General features: G+C 68.4%; 18 protein-coding genes. 4 read left to right on the forward strand and 14 right to left on the reverse strand.

Going from position 1 to position 18,910, the window contains the following annotated elements; genetic code table 11:
- Positions 1 to 10: 10 nt before the first annotated feature.
- Positions 11 to 1,984 (reverse strand): ribonuclease J, encoded by a 1,974-nt coding sequence (locus ACWEWT_RS10135; protein WP_452557973.1) that lies wholly within the window; start codon positions 1,982 to 1,984, stop codon positions 11 to 13.
- Positions 1,981 to 2,889 (reverse strand): 4-hydroxy-tetrahydrodipicolinate synthase, encoded by a 909-nt coding sequence (gene dapA, locus ACWEWT_RS10140; protein ID WP_452557974.1) that lies wholly within the window; start codon positions 2,887 to 2,889, stop codon positions 1,981 to 1,983. The genes ACWEWT_RS10135 and dapA overlap by 4 nt, the downstream gene beginning before the upstream one ends.
- A gap of 149 nt (positions 2,890 to 3,038) precedes the next feature.
- Between dapA and ACWEWT_RS10145 the strand changes: the two genes are divergently transcribed.
- Entirely contained in the window at positions 3,039 to 3,491 is a 453-nt protein-coding gene (locus tag ACWEWT_RS10145; RefSeq protein ID WP_452557975.1) for a hypothetical protein, read from the forward strand.
- A gap of 24 nt (positions 3,492 to 3,515) precedes the next feature.
- On the opposite strand, the gene ACWEWT_RS10150 is transcribed toward ACWEWT_RS10145, so the two are convergent.
- From ACWEWT_RS10150 to ACWEWT_RS10180, 7 genes are all read right to left on the reverse strand, one after another.
- Entirely contained in the window at positions 3,516 to 4,532 is a 1,017-nt protein-coding gene (locus ACWEWT_RS10150; RefSeq protein ID WP_452557976.1) for a hypothetical protein, read from the reverse strand.
- The gene (locus ACWEWT_RS10155; RefSeq protein WP_452557977.1) at positions 4,525 to 5,826 is read right to left on the reverse strand and encodes a sensor histidine kinase; all 1,302 of its coding nucleotides are present in this window, start codon (positions 5,824 to 5,826) and stop codon (positions 4,525 to 4,527) included. Before ACWEWT_RS10155 ends, ACWEWT_RS10150 begins: the two co-directional genes overlap by 8 nt.
- Positions 5,826 to 6,521 (reverse strand): helix-turn-helix transcriptional regulator, encoded by a 696-nt coding sequence (locus ACWEWT_RS10160; RefSeq protein WP_452557978.1) that lies wholly within the window; start codon positions 6,519 to 6,521, stop codon positions 5,826 to 5,828. The genes ACWEWT_RS10155 and ACWEWT_RS10160 overlap by 1 nt, the downstream gene beginning before the upstream one ends.
- Positions 6,522 to 6,632: 111 nt before the next feature.
- A complete protein-coding gene (locus tag ACWEWT_RS10165; RefSeq protein WP_452557979.1) occupies positions 6,633 to 7,085 on the reverse strand; it encodes a flavodoxin family protein in 453 nt (150 codons plus the stop codon).
- 118 nt (positions 7,086 to 7,203) lie between these two features.
- Entirely contained in the window at positions 7,204 to 7,713 is a 510-nt protein-coding gene (locus ACWEWT_RS10170) for a hypothetical protein (protein ID WP_452557980.1), read from the reverse strand.
- Complete coding sequence (gene dapB, locus ACWEWT_RS10175; RefSeq protein ID WP_452557981.1) at positions 7,710 to 8,462, reverse strand: 4-hydroxy-tetrahydrodipicolinate reductase; 753 nt, start codon at positions 8,460 to 8,462, stop codon at positions 7,710 to 7,712. Before dapB ends, ACWEWT_RS10170 begins: the two co-directional genes overlap by 4 nt.
- A gap of 381 nt (positions 8,463 to 8,843) precedes the next feature.
- Complete coding sequence (locus tag ACWEWT_RS10180) at positions 8,844 to 9,944, reverse strand: alcohol dehydrogenase catalytic domain-containing protein (RefSeq protein ID WP_452557982.1); 1,101 nt, start codon at positions 9,942 to 9,944, stop codon at positions 8,844 to 8,846.
- Between the two features lie 136 nt (positions 9,945 to 10,080).
- Between ACWEWT_RS10180 and ACWEWT_RS10185 the strand changes: the two genes are divergently transcribed.
- Positions 10,081 to 10,476, forward strand: a complete 396-nt coding sequence (locus ACWEWT_RS10185; RefSeq protein ID WP_452557983.1) for a VOC family protein — start codon at positions 10,081 to 10,083, stop codon at positions 10,474 to 10,476.
- Between the two features lie 3 nt (positions 10,477 to 10,479).
- Here the strand turns inward: ACWEWT_RS10185 and ACWEWT_RS10190 are convergent, their stop codons facing one another.
- Positions 10,480 to 11,679: an MFS transporter gene (locus ACWEWT_RS10190; protein WP_452557984.1), complete on the reverse strand. Its 1,200-nt coding sequence runs from the start codon at positions 11,677 to 11,679 to the stop codon at positions 10,480 to 10,482.
- Positions 11,680 to 11,769: 90 nt separating this feature from the next.
- On the opposite strand from ACWEWT_RS10190, the gene ACWEWT_RS10195 reads away from it, so the two are divergent.
- Entirely contained in the window at positions 11,770 to 12,111 is a 342-nt protein-coding gene (locus ACWEWT_RS10195; protein WP_452558098.1) for an ArsR/SmtB family transcription factor, read from the forward strand.
- A 26-nt stretch (positions 12,112 to 12,137) separates the two neighbouring features.
- Here ACWEWT_RS10195 and ACWEWT_RS10200 read toward each other — a convergent pair whose 3' ends face one another.
- From ACWEWT_RS10200 to ACWEWT_RS10215, 4 genes are all read right to left on the reverse strand, one after another.
- Positions 12,138 to 13,553 (reverse strand): M16 family metallopeptidase, encoded by a 1,416-nt coding sequence (locus ACWEWT_RS10200; protein WP_452557985.1) that lies wholly within the window; start codon positions 13,551 to 13,553, stop codon positions 12,138 to 12,140.
- A complete protein-coding gene (locus tag ACWEWT_RS10205; RefSeq protein WP_452557986.1) occupies positions 13,528 to 15,825 on the reverse strand; it encodes a polyribonucleotide nucleotidyltransferase in 2,298 nt (765 codons plus the stop codon). Before ACWEWT_RS10205 ends, ACWEWT_RS10200 begins: the two co-directional genes overlap by 26 nt.
- Positions 15,826 to 16,225: 400 nt before the next feature.
- A complete protein-coding gene (rpsO, locus tag ACWEWT_RS10210; RefSeq protein ID WP_030521700.1) occupies positions 16,226 to 16,495 on the reverse strand; it encodes a 30S ribosomal protein S15 in 270 nt (89 codons plus the stop codon).
- Positions 16,496 to 16,680: 185 nt separating this feature from the next.
- Positions 16,681 to 17,646, reverse strand: a complete 966-nt coding sequence (locus ACWEWT_RS10215) for a bifunctional riboflavin kinase/FAD synthetase (protein WP_452557987.1) — start codon at positions 17,644 to 17,646, stop codon at positions 16,681 to 16,683.
- Positions 17,647 to 18,009: 363 nt separating this feature from the next.
- Here ACWEWT_RS10215 and ACWEWT_RS10220 point away from each other — a divergent pair, with 363 nt between their 5' ends.
- Positions 18,010 to 18,717: a metal-dependent transcriptional regulator gene (locus tag ACWEWT_RS10220; RefSeq protein WP_452558099.1), complete on the forward strand. Its 708-nt coding sequence runs from the start codon at positions 18,010 to 18,012 to the stop codon at positions 18,715 to 18,717.
- Positions 18,718 to 18,910: the final 193 nt, after the last annotated feature.

Below are 18,910 nucleotides of genomic sequence, written 5' to 3' on the forward strand. Positions count from 1 at the left end.
TGTTGCGGGCTCAGACGCCGAGAACGGTCGGCACGATCATCGGGCGACGCCGGTAGGTATCGGCGACCCAGCGGCCCACGATCCGGCGCACGGCCTGCGCGATGCGGTGTGTATCGGTAACGCCCTCCCCGGCCAACCGCAGCAGTTCGGCCTCCACCAGTTCGGCCGCTTCGGCCAGTGCGGTGGGATCGTCGGAGAAACCGCGGCCGCTCACCTCCGGCGGGCTCACCGCCTTACCCGTGGTCTCGTCCACGGCCACCGTGATAGCGATGAAACCGCCCTCGCCGAGCACCAGGCGATCCGACAGCGTGGATTCGCCGACATCACCGACCGACAATCCGTCGACGTACACATGCCCGACCGGCACCCGGCCCACGATCGAGGCGATCCCGTCCACCAGATCCACCACCACACCGTCCTCGGCCAGCACGACGCGTTCCTCGGGCACTCCCGTGGCGACCGCGAGTGCGGCATTGGCGCGCAGATGGCGCCATTCGCCGTGTACCGGCATGGCATTGGTCGGCCGGACCGCGTTGTACAGGTACAGCAGTTCCCCGGCCGAGGCGTGCCCGGAGACGTGCACCTTCGCGTTCTGCTGGGTGATCACCGTGGCACCCAGCCGGGCCAGGCCGTTGACGACGGTGAACACGGAGTTCTCGTTGCCCGGGATGAGCGAGGAGGCCAGGACGACCAGATCGTCGGCCCGGATATGGATCTGCCGGTGCTCGCCGCGGGCCATCCGGGACAGCGCCGAGAGCGGTTCGCCCTGGGAACCGGTGGAGATGAGGACCAGTTTGTTACCGGGCAGGGTGGCGGCCTGATCGAGATCGACCACGAGCCCGTCGGGCACCGTGAGATAACCCAGGTCCTGGGCGATCTGCATATTGCGCACCATGGACCGGCCGACGAAACACACCCGGCGCCCGTACTTCTGCGCTACATCCACCACCTGCTGGATCCGGTGCACATGGCTGGCGAAGGACGCCACGATCACCCGGTTGCGCGCCTTGCCGATCACCGTATCCAGCACCCCGCCGATCTCCCGCTCCGGCGTGACGAAACCGGGAACCTCCGCGTTGGTGGAATCGACCAGGAAGAGATCGACACCTTCGTCACCGAGGCGGGAGAATCCGGCCAGATCGGTGAGCCGGCCGTCGAGCGGCAGCTGATCCAGTTTGATGTCGCCGGTGTGCAGGACGGTCCCGGCCGGGGTGCGAATGGCCACCGCGAGGGCGTCGGGAATGGAGTGGTTGACCGCGAAGTACTCGCATTCGAACGCGTCGTGCTCGGTACGCTGCCCCTCGGTGACCTCGAGCAGCTTCGGATGCAACCGGTGTTCCCGGCATTTCGCGGCGACCAGCGCGAGGGTGAACTTCGAACCGATCACCGGGATATCGGGGCGCAAGCGCAACAGGAACGGTACGGCGCCGATATGGTCCTCGTGCCCGTGCGTCAGTACGACCGCCACGACATCGTCGATCCGGTCCTCGATCGGCCGGAAATCGGGCAGGATCAGGTCCACACCGGGCTGCTGGTCCTCGGGGAACAGCACACCACAGTCGACGATCAGCAGTTTGCCGCCGTATTCGAAAACGGTCATATTGCGGCCGATCTCGCCGATTCCGCCGAGCGCGAAGACCCGCAGGCCCTGCTTCGGCAGTTTCGGGGGCAGCGAGAGCCGGTCCTGCGCGGCGGCTTCGGGGGTGACCGGAGGTGCGGAACGGGCCGGTTCGTTGCGCCCGCGACCCGATTGCCGGCCGCGACCGCCACGACGCGACCGCTGGCCGCGGGCCTCCGGGGCGGCTTCGGTGACGGACTCGGGTTCGGTTGCCACGGTCTCGGTTTCCCTTTCGACAGTGGATCCGGCGGGTTCGGCGACCGGAGCGGCGGGCGTTGGCTCGGGCTGCGGTTCCGGCGCGGGGGCGGCCGGGCCCGCATCGCGCCGCGCGGTGCGGCGGGGACGGCGGGCAGTGGGTTCGCTCATTCGAGCACCCCGGCCGCACGCAGGTCCGCGGCCAGATCTTCGAGCTGTTCCGGGCTGGGCATTATCTGCGGCAGCCGCGGTTCACCCGCGTCGATACCGAGCAACCGGAGCCCGCCCTTCGTCATCGCGACACCGCCGAGCCTGGCCATGGCGGCGTTGAGCCACAGCAGGCTGGTGTTGATATCGCGGGCCCGGGCCACATCGCCGGCGCCGAACGCGTCCACCATTTCGCGCAGGCGTTCCGGGACCAGATGCCCGATCACACTGATGAAGCCGACCGCGCCCATGGCCAGCCACGGCAGATTCAACATATCGTCGCCGGAGTAGAAGGCCAGATCGGTTTCGGCGATGAGCGCGGCACCCGCGTTCAGATCGCCCTTGGCGTCTTTGACCGCGACGATCCGTGGATGTTCGGCGAGCCGGCGAATCGTATCGGAGGCGATCGGGACCACCGACCGCGGCGGAATGTCGTAGAGGGTGACCGGCAGGTCGGTGGCGTCGGCGACCGCGGTGAAATGCGCGTACAGGCCCTCCTGGGTGGGCCGCGAGTAGTACGGCGTCACCACCAGCAGGCCGTGCGCGCCCGCGCGCTGTGCGTTGTGTGCCAACTCGATCGAATGCGCGGTGTCGTAGGTGCCGGCGCCGGCGATCACGGTGGCCCGATTGCCGACCGCGTCGACGACCGCGCGCAGCAGATCCGCCTTCTCCGATTCGGTGGTTGTCGGCGATTCGCCGGTGGTTCCGGAGATCGCGAGCAGGTCGACGCCCCGATCGACCAGACGATGTGCCAGGGAGACGCCGGTGTCTATGTCGAGCTTGCCCTCGGCACTGAAGGGGGTCACCATCGCGACACCTACTGTGCCGGACGCGCTCAACACCGGGGGCGTCGATTCACCGTTCGTCATGGTCAGAAAGGCTACCCGGTCACCTGATATGCCTCGACACCCTCGTCTGTGTTCTCGGCCGCCACCCGGCCGTCCCGACGGCATGATACCGCCAGCATGTCGTCATATTTTTCCTTGAACGACATCAGTTATGGCGTCACACTGGTGTCATGGATCTGACCAGATATACCGCCCGCATCCGCGAAGACCTGGTGGCCGCCGCCGCGCTGGGCGACGAGAAAACGCAGGCCACAGCCGAGGCGCTGGCCACAGCGGTGGAGAATTCGGCCCGGCTGGCGCTGCTCTCGGCGCTCACCGAGCTCGCCGATACGGTCACCACCGAATTGGGTGACCGCACCGTCCGGGTCTCGCTGCACGGCACCGAGGCGAGCGTCGAGGTGCGGCGCGCCCCGGCCGGCGACAACCCCAGTTTCGAGGAGATGACCGGTGATATCAGCCGGGTGACCCTGCGACTGGTCGAGCAGGTGAAGTCCCGCGCCGAGGAGGCCGCCGCACAGAGCGGGCAATCGCTGAACTCCTGGATGTCCGGCGTCGTCTCCGGGGCGCTACGCGACCAGATGCGCGGCGGCTACAACGCGACGAAACGCGACGACCAGTCCTGACCGCGATAACGAAGCGCCGGGAGCTCATTCGGACACCAGGACCTCCCCGGACCTTCCGATATCGGTACGTCGATCTCCGTCCGGGGCGCTGACCAGCACCGTCGCGATATTGCGGCGGCCGGCGGGTAACACCCGCACCGTGACAGCGCCCCCCTCGGCGGCGTCCAGGGCCCGGACCGCGAACTGTACGACCCGATCCCGCACCTCGGCGGTGACCTCGGCGAAACCGCCGTCATCGAGCAGCAGCACCTCGACCCCGCGGGACCGGGCCCCGCGTGCCGCGCTGTTGAGGCCATCGGTCACCAGCTGCGGCGCCCGCAGGCCGTCGCGTAGTTCGGCTTCCAGCAGCCGGCATTTCTCCCGTTCGGCGGCGGACAGATCGGCGCCCCGGGCGATCCGTTCCAGCATGGGCCGCGCGACCCGGTCCAGCCGGGCGAGCTGACGGATCCGCTCGGAATGTTCCGCCGCCATCGTCGCCTCGGCCGCCGCCCGCATCGCGGCGTCCTCGTGCAACAGCCGCAGCGAGCGCTGCGTCGGGCGCAGGATCAGTGCGCACACCGAGGCACCGGCCAGGGTGGCCAGGGCGACGACCGGCACGAACAGCGAGCCGAACGCGACATCGAGGAAGATATCGGCGGCCACCAGCGATATCACCGCCGCCGCCGCGCCCACCCACGCCGCGCCGATTCTGCTGCGTATGGCCACTACGGCCAGGACGAACGAGAACGCGAAGGCCGCCCACGGTTCCCGGACCGCGCCCGCATAGGGATTCACGGTGGTCAGCACCACCCCCGCCACACCCGCCAGTAGCACCGTGAGCGTGGCCCGCCGCGGTAGCGGATCACCGTCCACCAGGAGCACGATGGCACCGGCTCCCAGCATCGCGGCGAACGCGGGGACCGCCTGCGCGGCCGGGACGATGCCGAATGTCGGGATCATATTCAGCGTCACGATCATGGCGAGCCCGGTCAGGAAGAACCAGCCGCCCGGACCCCGCATCCCGAGCAGTGCGCGCAACTCGGTATCGCTGTGCTCAGACATCGTCGCCACCGCCGCTGGCCCACACCACCGTCACCGTGGTTCCCTTACCCGGGACCGATTCCACGAATGCCGCACCGCCGGGCAGCTGCCGCATCCGGCCCAGCACGCTCACCGAGACACCGAGCCGGTCCGCCGGTACGGCCGTGCGATCGAAACCCGCGCCGTCGTCACGGACCACCACCTGCAATCCACCCGCGCCGACGGTGACGGTGACAGTGCGCCGAACAGCGCGGCCGGGCACCGCCGCATGCCGCAGACTGTTTCGGGTCGCCTCGGCCAGTGCCGCCGCCAGCGTCCCCGCCGCCTCGACCGGAATGCGCAGGGTGGCTCCGTCGGCACCCCGCCGGGCAGTGAATTCGACGCTGCGATTCACCTCGTACACCGCAGAACGCAGGAATCCGATCGCGGAGTCGGCATCCAGCGTGTCCGGATCCGACTCGGCGAACCGGGTCTCGTCGAGTTGGTCGAGGGTGCGCTGGGCCTGTTCGCGCAGGACCGGTGAGGTGCTGCATTCCCGGGAGGCGTCCAGCAGGGTGGACAGCACCGCGTCGTGGATGAGCGCGGCGAACCGAGCACGTTCACGCTCCCGGGCCGCGGTACCGGCGACCGCCGCGGCCTGTTCGCTCGCCCGCACAGTTTCCCGGTCCACCCGCACTCCCGCGCTGCGGGCATAGGCCACACACCACAGGAGCAGCATGCACAATCCGATCTGCCGCGCGAAACTGACGAGGACGTTCATCCACGAGGTGCCGTCGAGCAGGAGGTACGCGACGGTGCCCGGAAAGGCCGCGGCCACCACGAGATAGACGCCGGCGAACAGCAGGCGCCAGGACAGCGCGGCCGCCAGCACCCCGATCGCGACCAGCCGATACACCCAGATCGGTCCCGGCGCCGCTTCGATCTCGGCGAAGTAGGCCAGTACGAGAACCATGGCGGCCAGGTAACCGAGCGCGGCTGCCCCCGCGACCGGCCGGATCAGCTGCGGCCGGGCGACCGACGCCACCACTGCGAGCACCGGTAGCAGACCGAACGCGGTCGATACGGTGACCAGAGTCCAGAACAGCGGGACTTCCCGATGCTGCACGATGATCTCGGGAAGTTCGAGCAGACCGGCGATCGTACCGACGAGCCCGATCGCCAGGCCGAGACCGCGCAGCACCCGATCGGCGGCGGATTCGGGGCCGGTATCGCGGTCCCGGACCAGTAGGGCGCGGCGTAGCCACCGTGCGCCCCCGGACCGGCTCCGGCCGGCGCGCGCGGGCGCGGTCACCGGCGCCACGGTGGGCGCGCCCATCAGCGGCGGCGTTCGGGGACCGGTAGCCAGCCGTCCTCCACCGCCCGCTTGTAGAGATCGGTCTTGGTGGGGGCGGGGCGCCCCGCATCGGAATACTTCTGCCGGATCCGGCCGAGATAGTCGTTGACGGTCTGCTCGGACAGTCCCGTCAGGCGCGCCACCCGAGATGCCTTCTCCCCGGCCGCGTAGAGGGTGAGTACTTCTTCCTGCCGGGGACTCAGCCCGACACTGGACAATTGCGGATCACCGTCGATGGCGGCCGCCCAGTCCGTTGTCACCACCTGCTCCCCGGAGGCCGCCCGCCGTACCGCGGCGACGACCGCGGCCACATCCTCCGATTTGCGGAGGACGCCGAGCACACCGGCCCGCGCGGCCGAACGCACCAGAAAGGGGTTGTCCGCGCCGGTGAACACCAGGACCTCGACTCCGTTCTCGCGCAGTGTCCGTACATTGTCTTCCGGAGCGGAATCGTCGGCGAGCCGCAGATCGAGGACCACCAGATCCAACGACCACCGGTCGCGCAGCAGGCATTCCGGATCCGCCAGCAGTCCGGCGACCGTACCGGCCGTCGCGACCAGCGCCAGATCCGGTTGAGGGCCGAGCATCGCGGCCAACCCGATGGCCACCGATTCGTGGTCCTCCACCAGTCCGATCCGGCGTGGCACCCTGTTCGCTTCCGCGACGCTCTCCGTCACCACACAACTCCCATCACGCACGATCGAACCAGCCTGCTCAGCAGTATGGCGGTCCGCGCACGGTCGGGTCAGCCCCAGATTCCAGGGGGAATGCGGGCGTCGCCGGGCGAGTCAGCCCATGAGCTGGGCGGCCACCGTGGCACCCAGCTCCCAGCACCGTTCGAGATCGTCCTTCGCCGGTTTACCCATCACCACAACCGAACTCGCGGCCTGGACCCAGCCGAGACCGGTCGTCACCGATGCCACACTGCGCTCGGCGCCCTCGGTCCCCTCGTTCCCGTGGACGTACAATCCGTACGGTCGGCCACGGGTGCTGTCCAGGCACGGGTAGTAGCAGGTGTCGAACGCGTGCTTCAACGCGCCGGACATATAGCCCAGATTGGCCGGGGTCCCCAGCAGATAGCCGTCGGCGGCCAGCATCTCGTCCGGAGTCAGGGCCAGCGCTGCCCGCCGCACCACCTCCACACCTTCTATCTCCGGATCGGTCGCTCCGGCCAGGACAGCTTCGAACATCGCCTGCATATGCGGAGACGGGGTGTGGTGGACGATCAGCAACCTGGGCACCGCACCGAGCCTAACGACTCGGCCGCGCCGGGGAAGCCCGCCGGTGCCGGGTGGCGGCGGCACCGCGGAGCGCGCGCCGCCGTTCGATCGTCATATCCGGCGCGGACCGGGTGGGAGTTCAGGCTCCGCCCTCGCGTTCGTGCTTCTCCAGTTCCACCGCGCGGCGCATGGCATCCCGAGCCCGGGAGCGGTCACCGGCGTGATCGTAGGCGCGGGCCAGCCGATAGGAGATCCGCCAGTTGTCGGGATCGGCTTCCCACTCCTTCTTGATCGAGAGGAACAGCTCGTCGGCGGCCGTTCGCTCGATCCGGCCCGACGGCCGGCGCGGCAGATCCGAGACATCCAGTTCCAGACCCTCGTCCCGGATCCTGCGGGCCAGCCGCTGGTGATCCAGTGCGGACCGGATGGTGGAGCCGACCATCCACACGCCCAGCAGCGGCAGGATCAGCACGCCGATACCCAACGCGATGGCCGCGCCGCCACCGGAGGCGATCAGTTCCACCGCGATCCGGCCCAGCCACAAGAAGTAGAAGACCAGCACGAAGACCAGTGCCGCGATCAGCGCCAGAACTTTGAGTACGGCGCGATCCGGCTTGGCTTCGCCCGGCTCACCGGCGGTTTCGTTCACAGGTCCAGGAAGGGGTCGAGCCCGACGGTGAGCCCCGGCCGATTCCCGATCTGCCGGACACCGAGCAGTACCCCCGGTGCGAACGACGAACGGTCGATCGAATCGTGGCGGATGGTGAGCGTCTCCCCCTGGGTTCCGAACAACACTTCCTGGTGGGCGACCAAACCCGCCAGGCGCACCGAATGCACCCGGATCCCGTCGACTTCGGCCCCGCGAGCACCGTCGAGTTCGGTGCTGGTGGCGTCGGGAACAGGGGCCGACCCGGCCTGTTTACGGGCTTCGGCGATAATTCCCGCCGTCCGGTAGGCAGTGCCGGAGGGCGCGTCCGCCTTGTTCGGATGATGCAGTTCGATCACCTCGACCGATTCGAAGAACCGGGCAGCCTGTTCGGCGAAGCGCATGGACAGCACCGCCCCGATCGCGAAGTTCGGCGCGATCAGCACCCCCACCTCAGGATGGCCGGTCAGCCAGCCGCGCACCCGGTCGAGCCGGGCGTTGTCGAAGCCGGTGGTCCCGACGACCGCGTGGATCCCGTTCTCCACCAGGAACTCGAGGTTCCCCATCACCACATCCGGATGAGTGAAGTCCACGACCACCCGGGTACCCGAATCGACGAACCGGGTCAGCGGATCGTCCTTGTCGACCGCGGCGGCGAGTTCGAGGTCGGCGGCCGCCTCGACGGCCGCGCAGATGGCCTGCCCGACCTTGCCCCGTGCTCCCAGAACACCGACCCGAATCGGTTCCGTCACCTCACCACTCCCTACCTGTAGTCGGACTGCGAATCGAGCCTACTGTGTTCCTTCCGCGCACAACTCCGGCCCATGCCGGCCCCATGAACCGGGCCTGCGGAAGCGCCGCGTCCGACCCCGAGGAGTGCGCCGTCCACAGATGAGCGACTCGAACACATCCGCGCCCGCGAGCCGAACCAGGCCCCACCGAACCTGACCGAGCGGGGCCCAGCACACCTCACAAACCCTCTGTCTCCTCCGAATGGCCTACCTCAGTGGGCGGGGCCCGCCCCGGTTCTGGAGCGACGTAGCGAAGGAGCGCAGCGACTGAGCGAAGGAGTGAAGAACCGGGGTTAACAGGGCCCCGCCCCGCGACGCCGGAGGCGGCGCCATAGACACAGCTCAGAAGATGATCACCTGTCGCAATGCGTGTCCTGCCGCGAGTTCGTCCATGGCTTCGTTGATATCCGCCAGCCCGATCCGCGCGGAGATCAGTTTCTCGACCGGCAGCCGGCCCTCCCGCCACATCCGGACGTATTCCGGGATATCGCGGGCGGGGACCGCCGAACCGAGGTAGCTGCCGACGATCGTGCGGCCCTGGGCCACCAGCCCCAGGGGTGAGATGCTCGCGCGAGCGTCGGGGGCGGGCAGGCCCACCGTCACCGTGACACCACCGGGCGCGGTGGCCGCGACCGCGCTCTCGAAGGCGCGCGCGGAGCCGACCGCTTCTACGACGACCTCCGCCCCGATGCCCTGATCGGCGATTTCGGCCGGTGTGTACGCGCTTCCCGCGCCGAGTTCCCGGGCCAGCGTCAGTTTGTCCGGCACCGTATCGACGGCGATGACCTCTCGGACGCCCAGCGAGACCGCCACCAGGACTGCGGCCATCCCGACACCGCCGAGCCCGACCACCATGACCCGGTCGGTGGCGGCGGGTTTCGCCGAATTGAGCAGCGCGCCGCCGCCCGTGAGTACCGCGCACCCGAGCACGGCGGCGACCTCCGGTGGTACATCGTCGTCGACCGGCACCACCGACCGCCGGTCCACCACCGCATGGGTGGCGAAACCGGATACGCCGAGATGGTGGTGCACCTCGGCGCCCGCGCGGCGGAGTCGCCGGCCGCCGGCCAGTAGTTCGCCGGCGTTGTTGGACGCACTGCCGGGCACGCAGGGCGTCCGGCCGCCGGAGGCACAGCCGGGGCAGTCACCGCAGCGCGGCAGGAAGGTCATCACGACGCGCTGCCCGATGGGGAGATCGACGCCCGGCCCCGCCTGGACTATCCGGCCCGCGGCTTCGTGACCGAGCAGCATCGGGACCGGCCGCACCCGGTTGCCGTCGACCACCGACAGATCGGAGTGGCAGAGTCCGGCGGCTTCGATACGCACCAGGATTTCGCCGGGGCCGGGGTCGGCGAGTTCGAGTTCGCCGACGGTGATCGGCGCCGAATCGGCGTACGGTGCCGGCGCGCCGATCCGGTCCAGGACTGCCCCACGAATTCTCATAGCACCACGGTAGGCCGCGCCGAGGATTTGATCATGATCCGGTTCGGACTATCCTCGGATGCCGTGATGGTGCTCCCGTTGGCCGCCTTGTACCGAGCCCGGGGTCGGGACCATCACGATTCGAGGAGATATTCCTTTGTCCGTTCAGTTCAACCACACCATTGTCGGATGTCGTGACAACCGGGAATCGGCCGAGTTCTGGGCCGATATCCTGGGCCTGGAACCGGGCGCCCCGTGGGGCCCGTTCATACCGATGGTCACCGGTAACGGGGTCACGTTCGATTTCGCGAACGTTCCCGGTCACATCACCGAGATCCAGGGCCAGCACTACGCGTTCCTGATCTCGGAGCCGGAATTCGACGCCGCCTACACCAAGATCCAGCAGTACGGTCTCGAGCACTGGGCCGATCCGCACCAGCGGACCCAGGGCGAGATCAACCGTAACGACGGTGGACGCGGCGTGTACTTCCTGGATCCCAGTGGTCACTACATGGAGTTGATCACGGTCCCCTACGGGGGATGGCCGCAGTAGCCGCTATCGGTCGCCGCGGCGCAATCCCAGCGTCGCGGCGCCCAGGCAGGCCACCGCCACGATGCCGACGAACCAGGGGAACACGGTGTGCAGGCCCCAGGTGGTGGCGGCCCATCCGGCGAGCACGGTCGGCAGTGCCATCGATGTGTAGGCCAGCAGGTAGTAGGCCGACATGGTCTCGCCCCGCCGGTGTTCGGGCACCACCTGGGAGAGGTGGCGCAGCGACCCGCCGAATCCGAGACCGAAGGTGGAGCCCAGCAGGACACCGGCAGTGAGCACCACCGCCCAGTTGTGCGTGGCGAGTGCGGGCACGGTCAGGACCAGCGTCACCGCCATACCGATATCACCGGCCACCGCGGCGCGCCGGGCCGGGATCGCGGTGGCGAACAGCTGTACGACGGCGGCCGCGGTGGCCGTCGCCGCCACCACCACACCGCCGAAGACGAGATTGTGGATACCGGTCTGCTGGGCGGCCAGCGACGGGTAGAGCGACAGCAGCACACCGAGTACCGACCAGGCGGCCATCACGCCCATCGCCGCGAACCAGAAGTCGGCGCGGATCTCCCGCGGCACGGCGGGACGGGCGATCCGGATCCGGCCGGCGACCCGCGCGGCATGCGGTTCGCGCAGTGCCAGCACACCCGCGGTGACGAGCAGGCAGATCACGCTGATCACCACATACGGTGTGCGCAGCGGATGGGGTGCGTACTGGGCGAGCAGTGCCGAACCCATGATCGCCACGGCCATCCCGACGTTGAACGCGACACCGGTGAGCTGGCCCGAGCGCGCGCCCCGGTGCGGTCGCAGGTCGAGCAGTGCCGCCGCGCCCGCGACCACGGTGGCGCCGACGGCCATTCCGTGCAGGGCGCGGGCGAGGAGCAGCATCGGGACGGTATCGGCGACGACGAACACCACGAGGCCGGCGATCATCACCGCGAAGGCGCCGAGCAGGACGGGTTTGCGACCGACCACATCGGAGATCCGGCCGGAGACGAGCACCGCCCCGAGGGCGGCGATCGCGTAGACCGCGAAGACGACGGTGGTGGTCAGCGGCGAGAGGTGCCACTGCTGTTCGTAGAGTCCGTAGAGCGGCGCGGGCACTCCGGATACGCCGAGCGCCACTCCCGTCGCACCCAGGACCAGCCCGTAGGCCCAGGGTTGGATCGTTCTGTCGTCGGTGAGTACCGCCGCTGTCGCTGCCATGAGAACCCCGAAACAGGTAAGTTTGACGTTGATCGAACTGCATCGAGCCTAACCGAGGTTCGATGATCATCAAACCTGAGCGAGTAGATGATGACGCAGACCACACCGGCCACGGACTCTCCGAACCCACCGGTCGCCCCGCTACCCGTGGTCCTGGCCGCACTCCAGGACCCGGTGCGCCTGGAGATGGTCCGCCGCCTGCACAACGCGGACGAGGTCGTCCGCTGTGCCGCCCTCTACGAGGTGATCAACAAATCGACCGCCACCCACCATTTCAAGGTGCTACGCGAAGCGGGCGTGACCGAACGGCTGATGATCGACGGGCAGACCCACCAGCGGTTACGCACCGCAGATGTGGACCGCGCCCTGCCCGGCCTGCTGGACTCGGTGGTCGGCGCGGCCAACCGGGCCGCCCGAGAGACGAACGACTGAACTCGCGGGCTCCGGATACCTCCGGATCAGCTCGCCGCCAACCGGCGTACCGGGGCCGGCAGATCGCGCACCCGCTGATACGGTCCCGCGACCGAGGCCGCGAACGGCCGGGACAGCAACGCGGCCGCCACCGCACCGACCTCCTCGGTGGTCACCGCGTCGATCCGGGCCAAGGTCTCGGAAACACTGCGATGGTTACCGTAGCTCAGTTCGCTGCGGCCGATCCGGTTCATCCGGGAGGCCGAATCCTCCAGTCCCAGTACCAGCCCGCCCCGTAGCGAGCCTTTCGCCCGAGCGCATTCGGCATCGGTGATGCCATCGGCGGCGATCTCGTCGAGCACCCCGCGGGCCAGTGTCGCCACCTCCCCGAGGTTCTCCGGCTGGCAGCCCAGATACACCGAGAAGGCGCCGGTATCGGCGAAGGTGTCCACACTCGAATACACCGAGTAGGCGAGCCCGCGTTCCTCCCGGATGCGCTGGAACAGACGGGAACTCAATCCACCGCCGACCACGGTGTTGAGTACCGACAGCGGCCACCGCAGCTGTCCCTCGTGCCGACCGTAGGCGCGCACCCCGAACACCAGATGCGCCTGTTCGCTGTCCCGGTTGGACCAGCTCAGCCGCGGCTCCTCCCGGGTGCGGAAACGGCCCTCACGCCGCGGCGCCGGCAGCGCACCGGGATCGAGCCGATCGGCGACCGCGCGGTGCACGAGTTCCACGGTGTGCTCGTGTTCGATATTGCCCGCCACCGCGACGACCATCCGGTCGGGGGTATAGCGGCGCTGATGGAAGGAACGCAGCTGAGCGGCCCGCATCCCCTCGATCGATTCCACCGATCCGATGATCGGGCGGCCGATCGGATGGTCACCGAACAGCGCGGTGAGAAAGGCGTCGCCGACGAGATCCTCCGGATCGTCGTCGCGCATCGCGATCTCCTCCAGCACGACCTGCCGTTCCACATCGACATCCGCGGCCCGGCACAACCCCTCGAGCACCACATCGGTGACCAGGTCCACCGCCAGCGGCAGATCCTCGTCCACGACATGCGCGTAGTAGCAGGTCTGCTCCTTGGCGGTGAACGCGTTCAGCTCACCACCGACGGCATCCATCGCCTCGGCGATATCCAGCGCCGAACGGGTCGGTGTGGCCTTGAACAGCAGATGCTCGAGGAAATGCGCGGCACCGGCGACGGTCGGGCCCTCGTCACGCGAGCCGACCCCCACCCAGACGCCGACGGACGCCGAACGGACACCGGGTACCTGCTCGGTCACCACCCGCAGACCACCCGGCAGGACGGTTCGCCGCACCCCGCTGTCGATATCGACCGTTTCGCCGATCCGCCACGCCGATGACGAACCCCCCTGCCCACTGGGGCGCAGGGGGGCCGTCGTTTTCTGCTCCGTCACACGACCAGTACTACTCGGTCGCTGCCGCGTCCGCATCGGCGGGCGCCTCGTCGGCGCTCTCGTCGACGGGGACCAGCGAGATCTTGCCGCGGTTGTCGATATCGGCGATCTCCACGCGCAGTTTGTCGCCGACGTTCACCACGTCCTCGACCTTGGCCACGCGCTTACCGTTGCCCAGCTTGGAGATGTGCACCAGACCGTCGCGACCGGGCAGCAGCGAGACGAACGCACCGAACGCGGTGGTCTTGACGACTGTGCCGAGGAACCGCTCGCCGACCTTGGGCAGCTGCGGGTTGGCGATGGCGTTGATCGCGTCGATCGCCGCCTGCGCCGACGGACCGTCGGTGGCGCCGACGAACACGGTGCCGTCGTCCTCGATGGAGATATTGGCGCCGGTGTCCTCGGTGATCTGGTTGATCATCTTGCCCTTGGGGCCGATGACCTCGCCGATCTTGTCGACCGGGATCTTGATCGCGGTGACGCGCGGCGCGTACGGGCTCATCTCGTCCGGGGTGGCGATGGCCTCGGCCATCACGTCCAGGATGGTGGTGCGGGCGTCGTGCGCCTGGCTCAGCGCACCGGCCAGCACCTGCGAGGGGATACCGTCCAGCTTGGTGTCCAACTGCAGCGCGGTGACGAAGCCGCGGGTACCGGCGACCTTGAAGTCCATATCGCCGAACGCGTCCTCGGCGCCGAGGATATCGGTCAGCGCCACATAGCGGACCTCCTGCGCACCGGCCTCGTTGGTGACGGTGTCCGACACCAGGCCCATCGCGATACCCGCGACCGGCGCCTTCAGCGGCACACCGGCATTGAGCAGCGACAGAGTCGAGGCACAGACCGAACCCATGGAGGTGGAGCCGTTGGACCCCAGCGCCTCCGACACCTGCCGGATCGCGTACGGGAACTCTTCCTGGCTCGGCAACACCGGCATCAGCGCCCGCTCGGCCAGCGCGCCGTGCCCGATCTCGCGGCGTTTGGGCGAACCGACGCGACCGGTCTCACCGGTGGAGTACGGCGGGAAGTTGTAGTGGTGCATATAGCGCTTGGAGGTTTCCGGGCCGAGCGAATCGACCTGCTGCGCCATCTTGACCATATCGAGGGTGGTGACACCCATGATCTGGGTTTCGCCACGCTCGAACAGCGCCGAACCGTGCGCCCGCGGCACCACGGCGACCTCGGCGGACAGTTCCCGGATATCGGCCAGCCCGCGGCCGTCGATCCGGAAGCCGTCGGTGAGGATGCGCTGCCGGACCAGTTTCTTGGTGACCGAGCGGAACGCGGCCCCCAGTTCCTTCTCCCGGCCCTCGAACGATTCGCCCAGCCGGGACAGCACCTCGAGTTTGATCTCGTCGATCTTCTCGTCGCGCTCCTGCTTACCGGCGATGCTCAGCGCCTCCGACAGTGGCGCCTTCGCGGCCTCCTCGACCGCGGCGTACGCGTCGTCGGCGTACGGCGGGAAGAGCGGGAATTCCTCGGTGGGCTTGGCCGCGAGTTCGGCCAGATCCTGCTGCGCCCGGCACAGCCGCGCGATGAACGGTTTGGCGGCCTCCAGGCCCTCGGCGACGACGGCCTCGGTCGGCGCCTGCGCACCACCGTCGATCAGCTCGATCACCTTGTCGGTGGCCTCGGCCTCGACCATCATGATGGCCACATCACCGGTCTCGGTGACCCGGCCGGCCACGACCATATCGAAAACAGCCTTCTCCAGCTGTTCGACGGTCGGGAAGGCGACCCACTGGCCGCCCTCGGCGGTACCCACCGCGGGATCGTTGATCAGGGCGACGCGCACGCCGCCGACCGGGCCGGAGAACGGCAGGCCCGAGATCTGGGTGGATGCCGAGGCCGCGTTGATCGCGACCACGTCGTAGAGATCCTTGGGATCCAGGCTCAGCACGGTCACCACGACCTGGATCTCGTTACGCAGGCCGTCGACGAACGACGGGCGCAGCGGCCGGTCGATCAGCCGGCAGGTGAGGATCGCGTCGGTGGAGGGGCGGCCCTCGCGGCGGAAGAACGAACCGGGGATCCGGCCCGCCGCGTACATCCGCTCTTCGACATCGACGGTCAGCGGGAAGAAATCGAACTGGTCTTTGGGATGCTTGCCGGCGGTGGTCGCCGACAGCAGCATGGTTTCGTCGTCCAGGTAGGCGACGACCGATCCGGCGGCTTGTTTCGCGAGCCGGCCCGTTTCGAAGCGAACCGTGCGGGTGCCGAACGCGCCGTTGTCGATCAGCGCGACGGATTCGAAAACACCCGGTTCGACCTCGATGGCCGAGCTCTTCGAGCGTTCAATCGTTTCTGGCATTTCTCTGTTCTCAACCTCTCGTCTCGCCGGATATCGGCGCCCGGTGGCGCGATCCGGCTGTGTCAGCCGTACCAGGTTCGAACGCGGCGCGTCGGCGGAACCGCGGTGACCATCGGGGTCAGCGGTAGCCGTATTCGTGCTGCGGCGCGTACACCCGGCCGGGCTCCCCTTGGAGCCGGCGACGCGGAGGCGGTCATCGATCGAAGCTCTCCGGCGTATCGCATCCGGGCCGAAAAGCCACTACCGAAGACCGACGCCACGAGCGCGGGTGTGCACGGCTGGTTCTGTCGTTCCGTGCCGGGGAAGCCCCCGGTACACGAAAATGCCGACGAGGCGATTGTATGCGCCCCGTCGGCACACGTACCGCCCGGCTCGTGGAACCGGGCGTGTTCAAGATCGATCAGCGCCGCAGGCCGAGGCGTTCGATCAGGCTGCGGTAGCGGTTGATGTCGTTGTTCTGCAGGTACTTCGACAGCCGCTTGCGGCGACCGATCAGCGCCATCAGCCCGTGGCGGGTGTGGTGATCGTGCTTGTGCACCTTCAGGTGCTCGGTGATATCGGAGATCCGCTTGGTCAGCAGCGCGATCTGGGCTTCCGGCGAACCGGTGTCCGTCTCGTGCAGACCGTACTCCGCGAGAATGGTCTTCTTCTGCTCGGTGGTCAACGCCATGGGGCATCCACTCCTGTTTCTCAGTTCCGCGCGCGAGGACCCGGTGACCGCAGCATTCGATACTCGCCGAAAGCGCTTATCGTGGTGATCCGGCCGGTTATCCGGGATGGGCGCCACCGCGGACCGCAGCAGACCCGACGAGAAACCTTACCCGAGGTGCCACCGCAGACCCGCACGGGGCCGGATCAGCCCGCCGAGCCGAGGATCTTGCGGGTGGTATCCACGTCCCGGCCCATGACCGCGACCAGTTCGTCGACCGAGTCGAACTTCCGCATCCCGCGCAGATGGTCCACGAAATCCACCGCCACATGCTGCCCGTAGAGATCGGCCTCGCGGTCCAGGACGTAGGCCTCCACGGTCCGGGCCCGACCGGAGAAGGTGGGGTTGGTACCGACCGAGACGGCGGCCATGACCGGCTCGCCGGGAGTCACGGTGCCGATGGTCGGGCCGGGGCCCAGCACGGTGAACCAGGCGGCGTAGACCCCGTCCGCCGGAATGGCGGCGTGCATCGGCGGGGCGACATTGGCCGTCGGGAAACCCAGCGTGCGGCCGCGGCCGTCACCGCGCACGACCACACCCTCGACCCGGTGCGGGCGGCCCAGGGCATCGGCGGCGGCGGCCATATCACCGGCATCCACGCACGCCCGGATGTAGGTGGACGAGAAGGTCACGGCATGCTCGCCCAGCAGCGTCACCGCGTCGACCTCGAAACCGAACCGGCCACCGAGTTCGCGCATGGTGGCCACAGTGCCCGCGGCCTTCTTACCGAAGGTGAAATTGTCGCCGACCACCACTTCACTCACATGCAACCGCTCCACCAGCAGATCGTGCACGTACTCGCCCGGGGTGAGTTTCATGAAGTCGTGGGTGAACGGCATCACGCAGAAGACGTCGACCCCCAGTTCCTCGGCCAGTTCGGACCGGCGGGTGAGCGTGGTCAGCTGCGCGGGATGGGACCCGGGCCGGATGACCTCCATCGGATGTGGATCGAAAGTCATCAGTACCGCCGGGACGTCACGCGCGGCAGCGGACTTCACCGCCCGGCTGATCAACTGCGCGTGCCCGCGATGAACACCGTCGAACACGCCGATCGTGAGAACGCACCGCCCCCAGTCCGCGGGTACGTCGTCGAGACTTCGCCACCTCTGCACAGACGACAAGCCTACGCAAACATGCGTCCGTACCGTATTCGGGTGCGGCGGGTGTTCGACTACGCAACGCGCGGGCGAACACAGGGTTTCCCGGAGGCGGCCCCGGCGCGGGCGCCCGGGTGTACCGCCGGATCCGCGCCGGCCGGGCGCGGACCGGGGGCGGGCCGGGTCCGACAGCGCTGACCGGGGCGTACCCGCCATTCCCTCCAGCCGTGCGCGGACGGGGGCGAACTACATCCCGGCAGCGCCGACCGGATGTACTCCACATCCGCTCCGGTCGTACGCCAACCGCGCCCGGCAGCGCCACCTAGGTGGATCGCCGCCGAAGTGCTTAAGCTCGTGATCGTGCCCGGAAAACGAGATATCGCCACCCGACGGGACCTCGCCGACGCCGGGGAATCGGTCGCTCCGGGACTGTCGTCGGTGGCCCAGGACTATCTGAAAGTCATCTGGACGGCCCAGGAGTGGTCGCAGGAGCGGGTGAGCACCAAACTGCTCGCCGAGCGAATCGGCGTCTCCGCGTCCACCGTGTCGGAGGCCGTGCGCAAGTTGTCGGACCAGGGCCTGGTGGAGCATGCGCGCTACGGTTCGATCACGTTGACCGAGGAGGGCCGCCGGGCCGCCATCGCGATGGTCCGCCGGCACCGCCTGATCGAAACTTTCCTGGTGAGCGAGCTGGGTTACGGCTGGGACGAAGTGCACGACGAGGCGGAGATCCTGGAGCACGCCGTCTCGGATCTGCTGATGGCGCGGATCGACGCGAAACTGGGTTTCCCGGATCGCGATCCGCACGGCGATCCGATCCCCTCGGTGGACGGCGCGGTGCCGACGCCGCCTGCTCGCCGTCTGATCGATTTCGAGGCCGGCGATTCGGGCCGGGTGGCCCGCATCTCCGATTCCGATCCGGAGATGCTGCGGTATTTCGATTCGGTGGGTATAGCCCTGGATACGGTGATCGTGGTGGTCGAGCGACGCGATTTCGCGGGCACCATCGCGGTGCGGATCGGGCGCGAGGAGAATCTCACCGATCTCGGGAGTATCGCCGCCGAGGCCATCTGGCTGCGGGACTGACCCGCGTCTCCGGCCGCTGGCACGGAAGCGAATCGGCGGACCGCAACGACGCTTCCCTCGCTCCGGCGGACCGCACCCGGAGACTCGCGAACCACGCGGTGTAACCATTGCCCTCGACCCGGCCGCCGTGCTATTCATATTGTCAACAATCCGACAATTTCCGAGTGGCTCTCACTCGGCCTCGCACACCCGT

The sequence above is a fragment of the Nocardia sp. NPDC003963 genome (genome assembly GCF_053605105.1).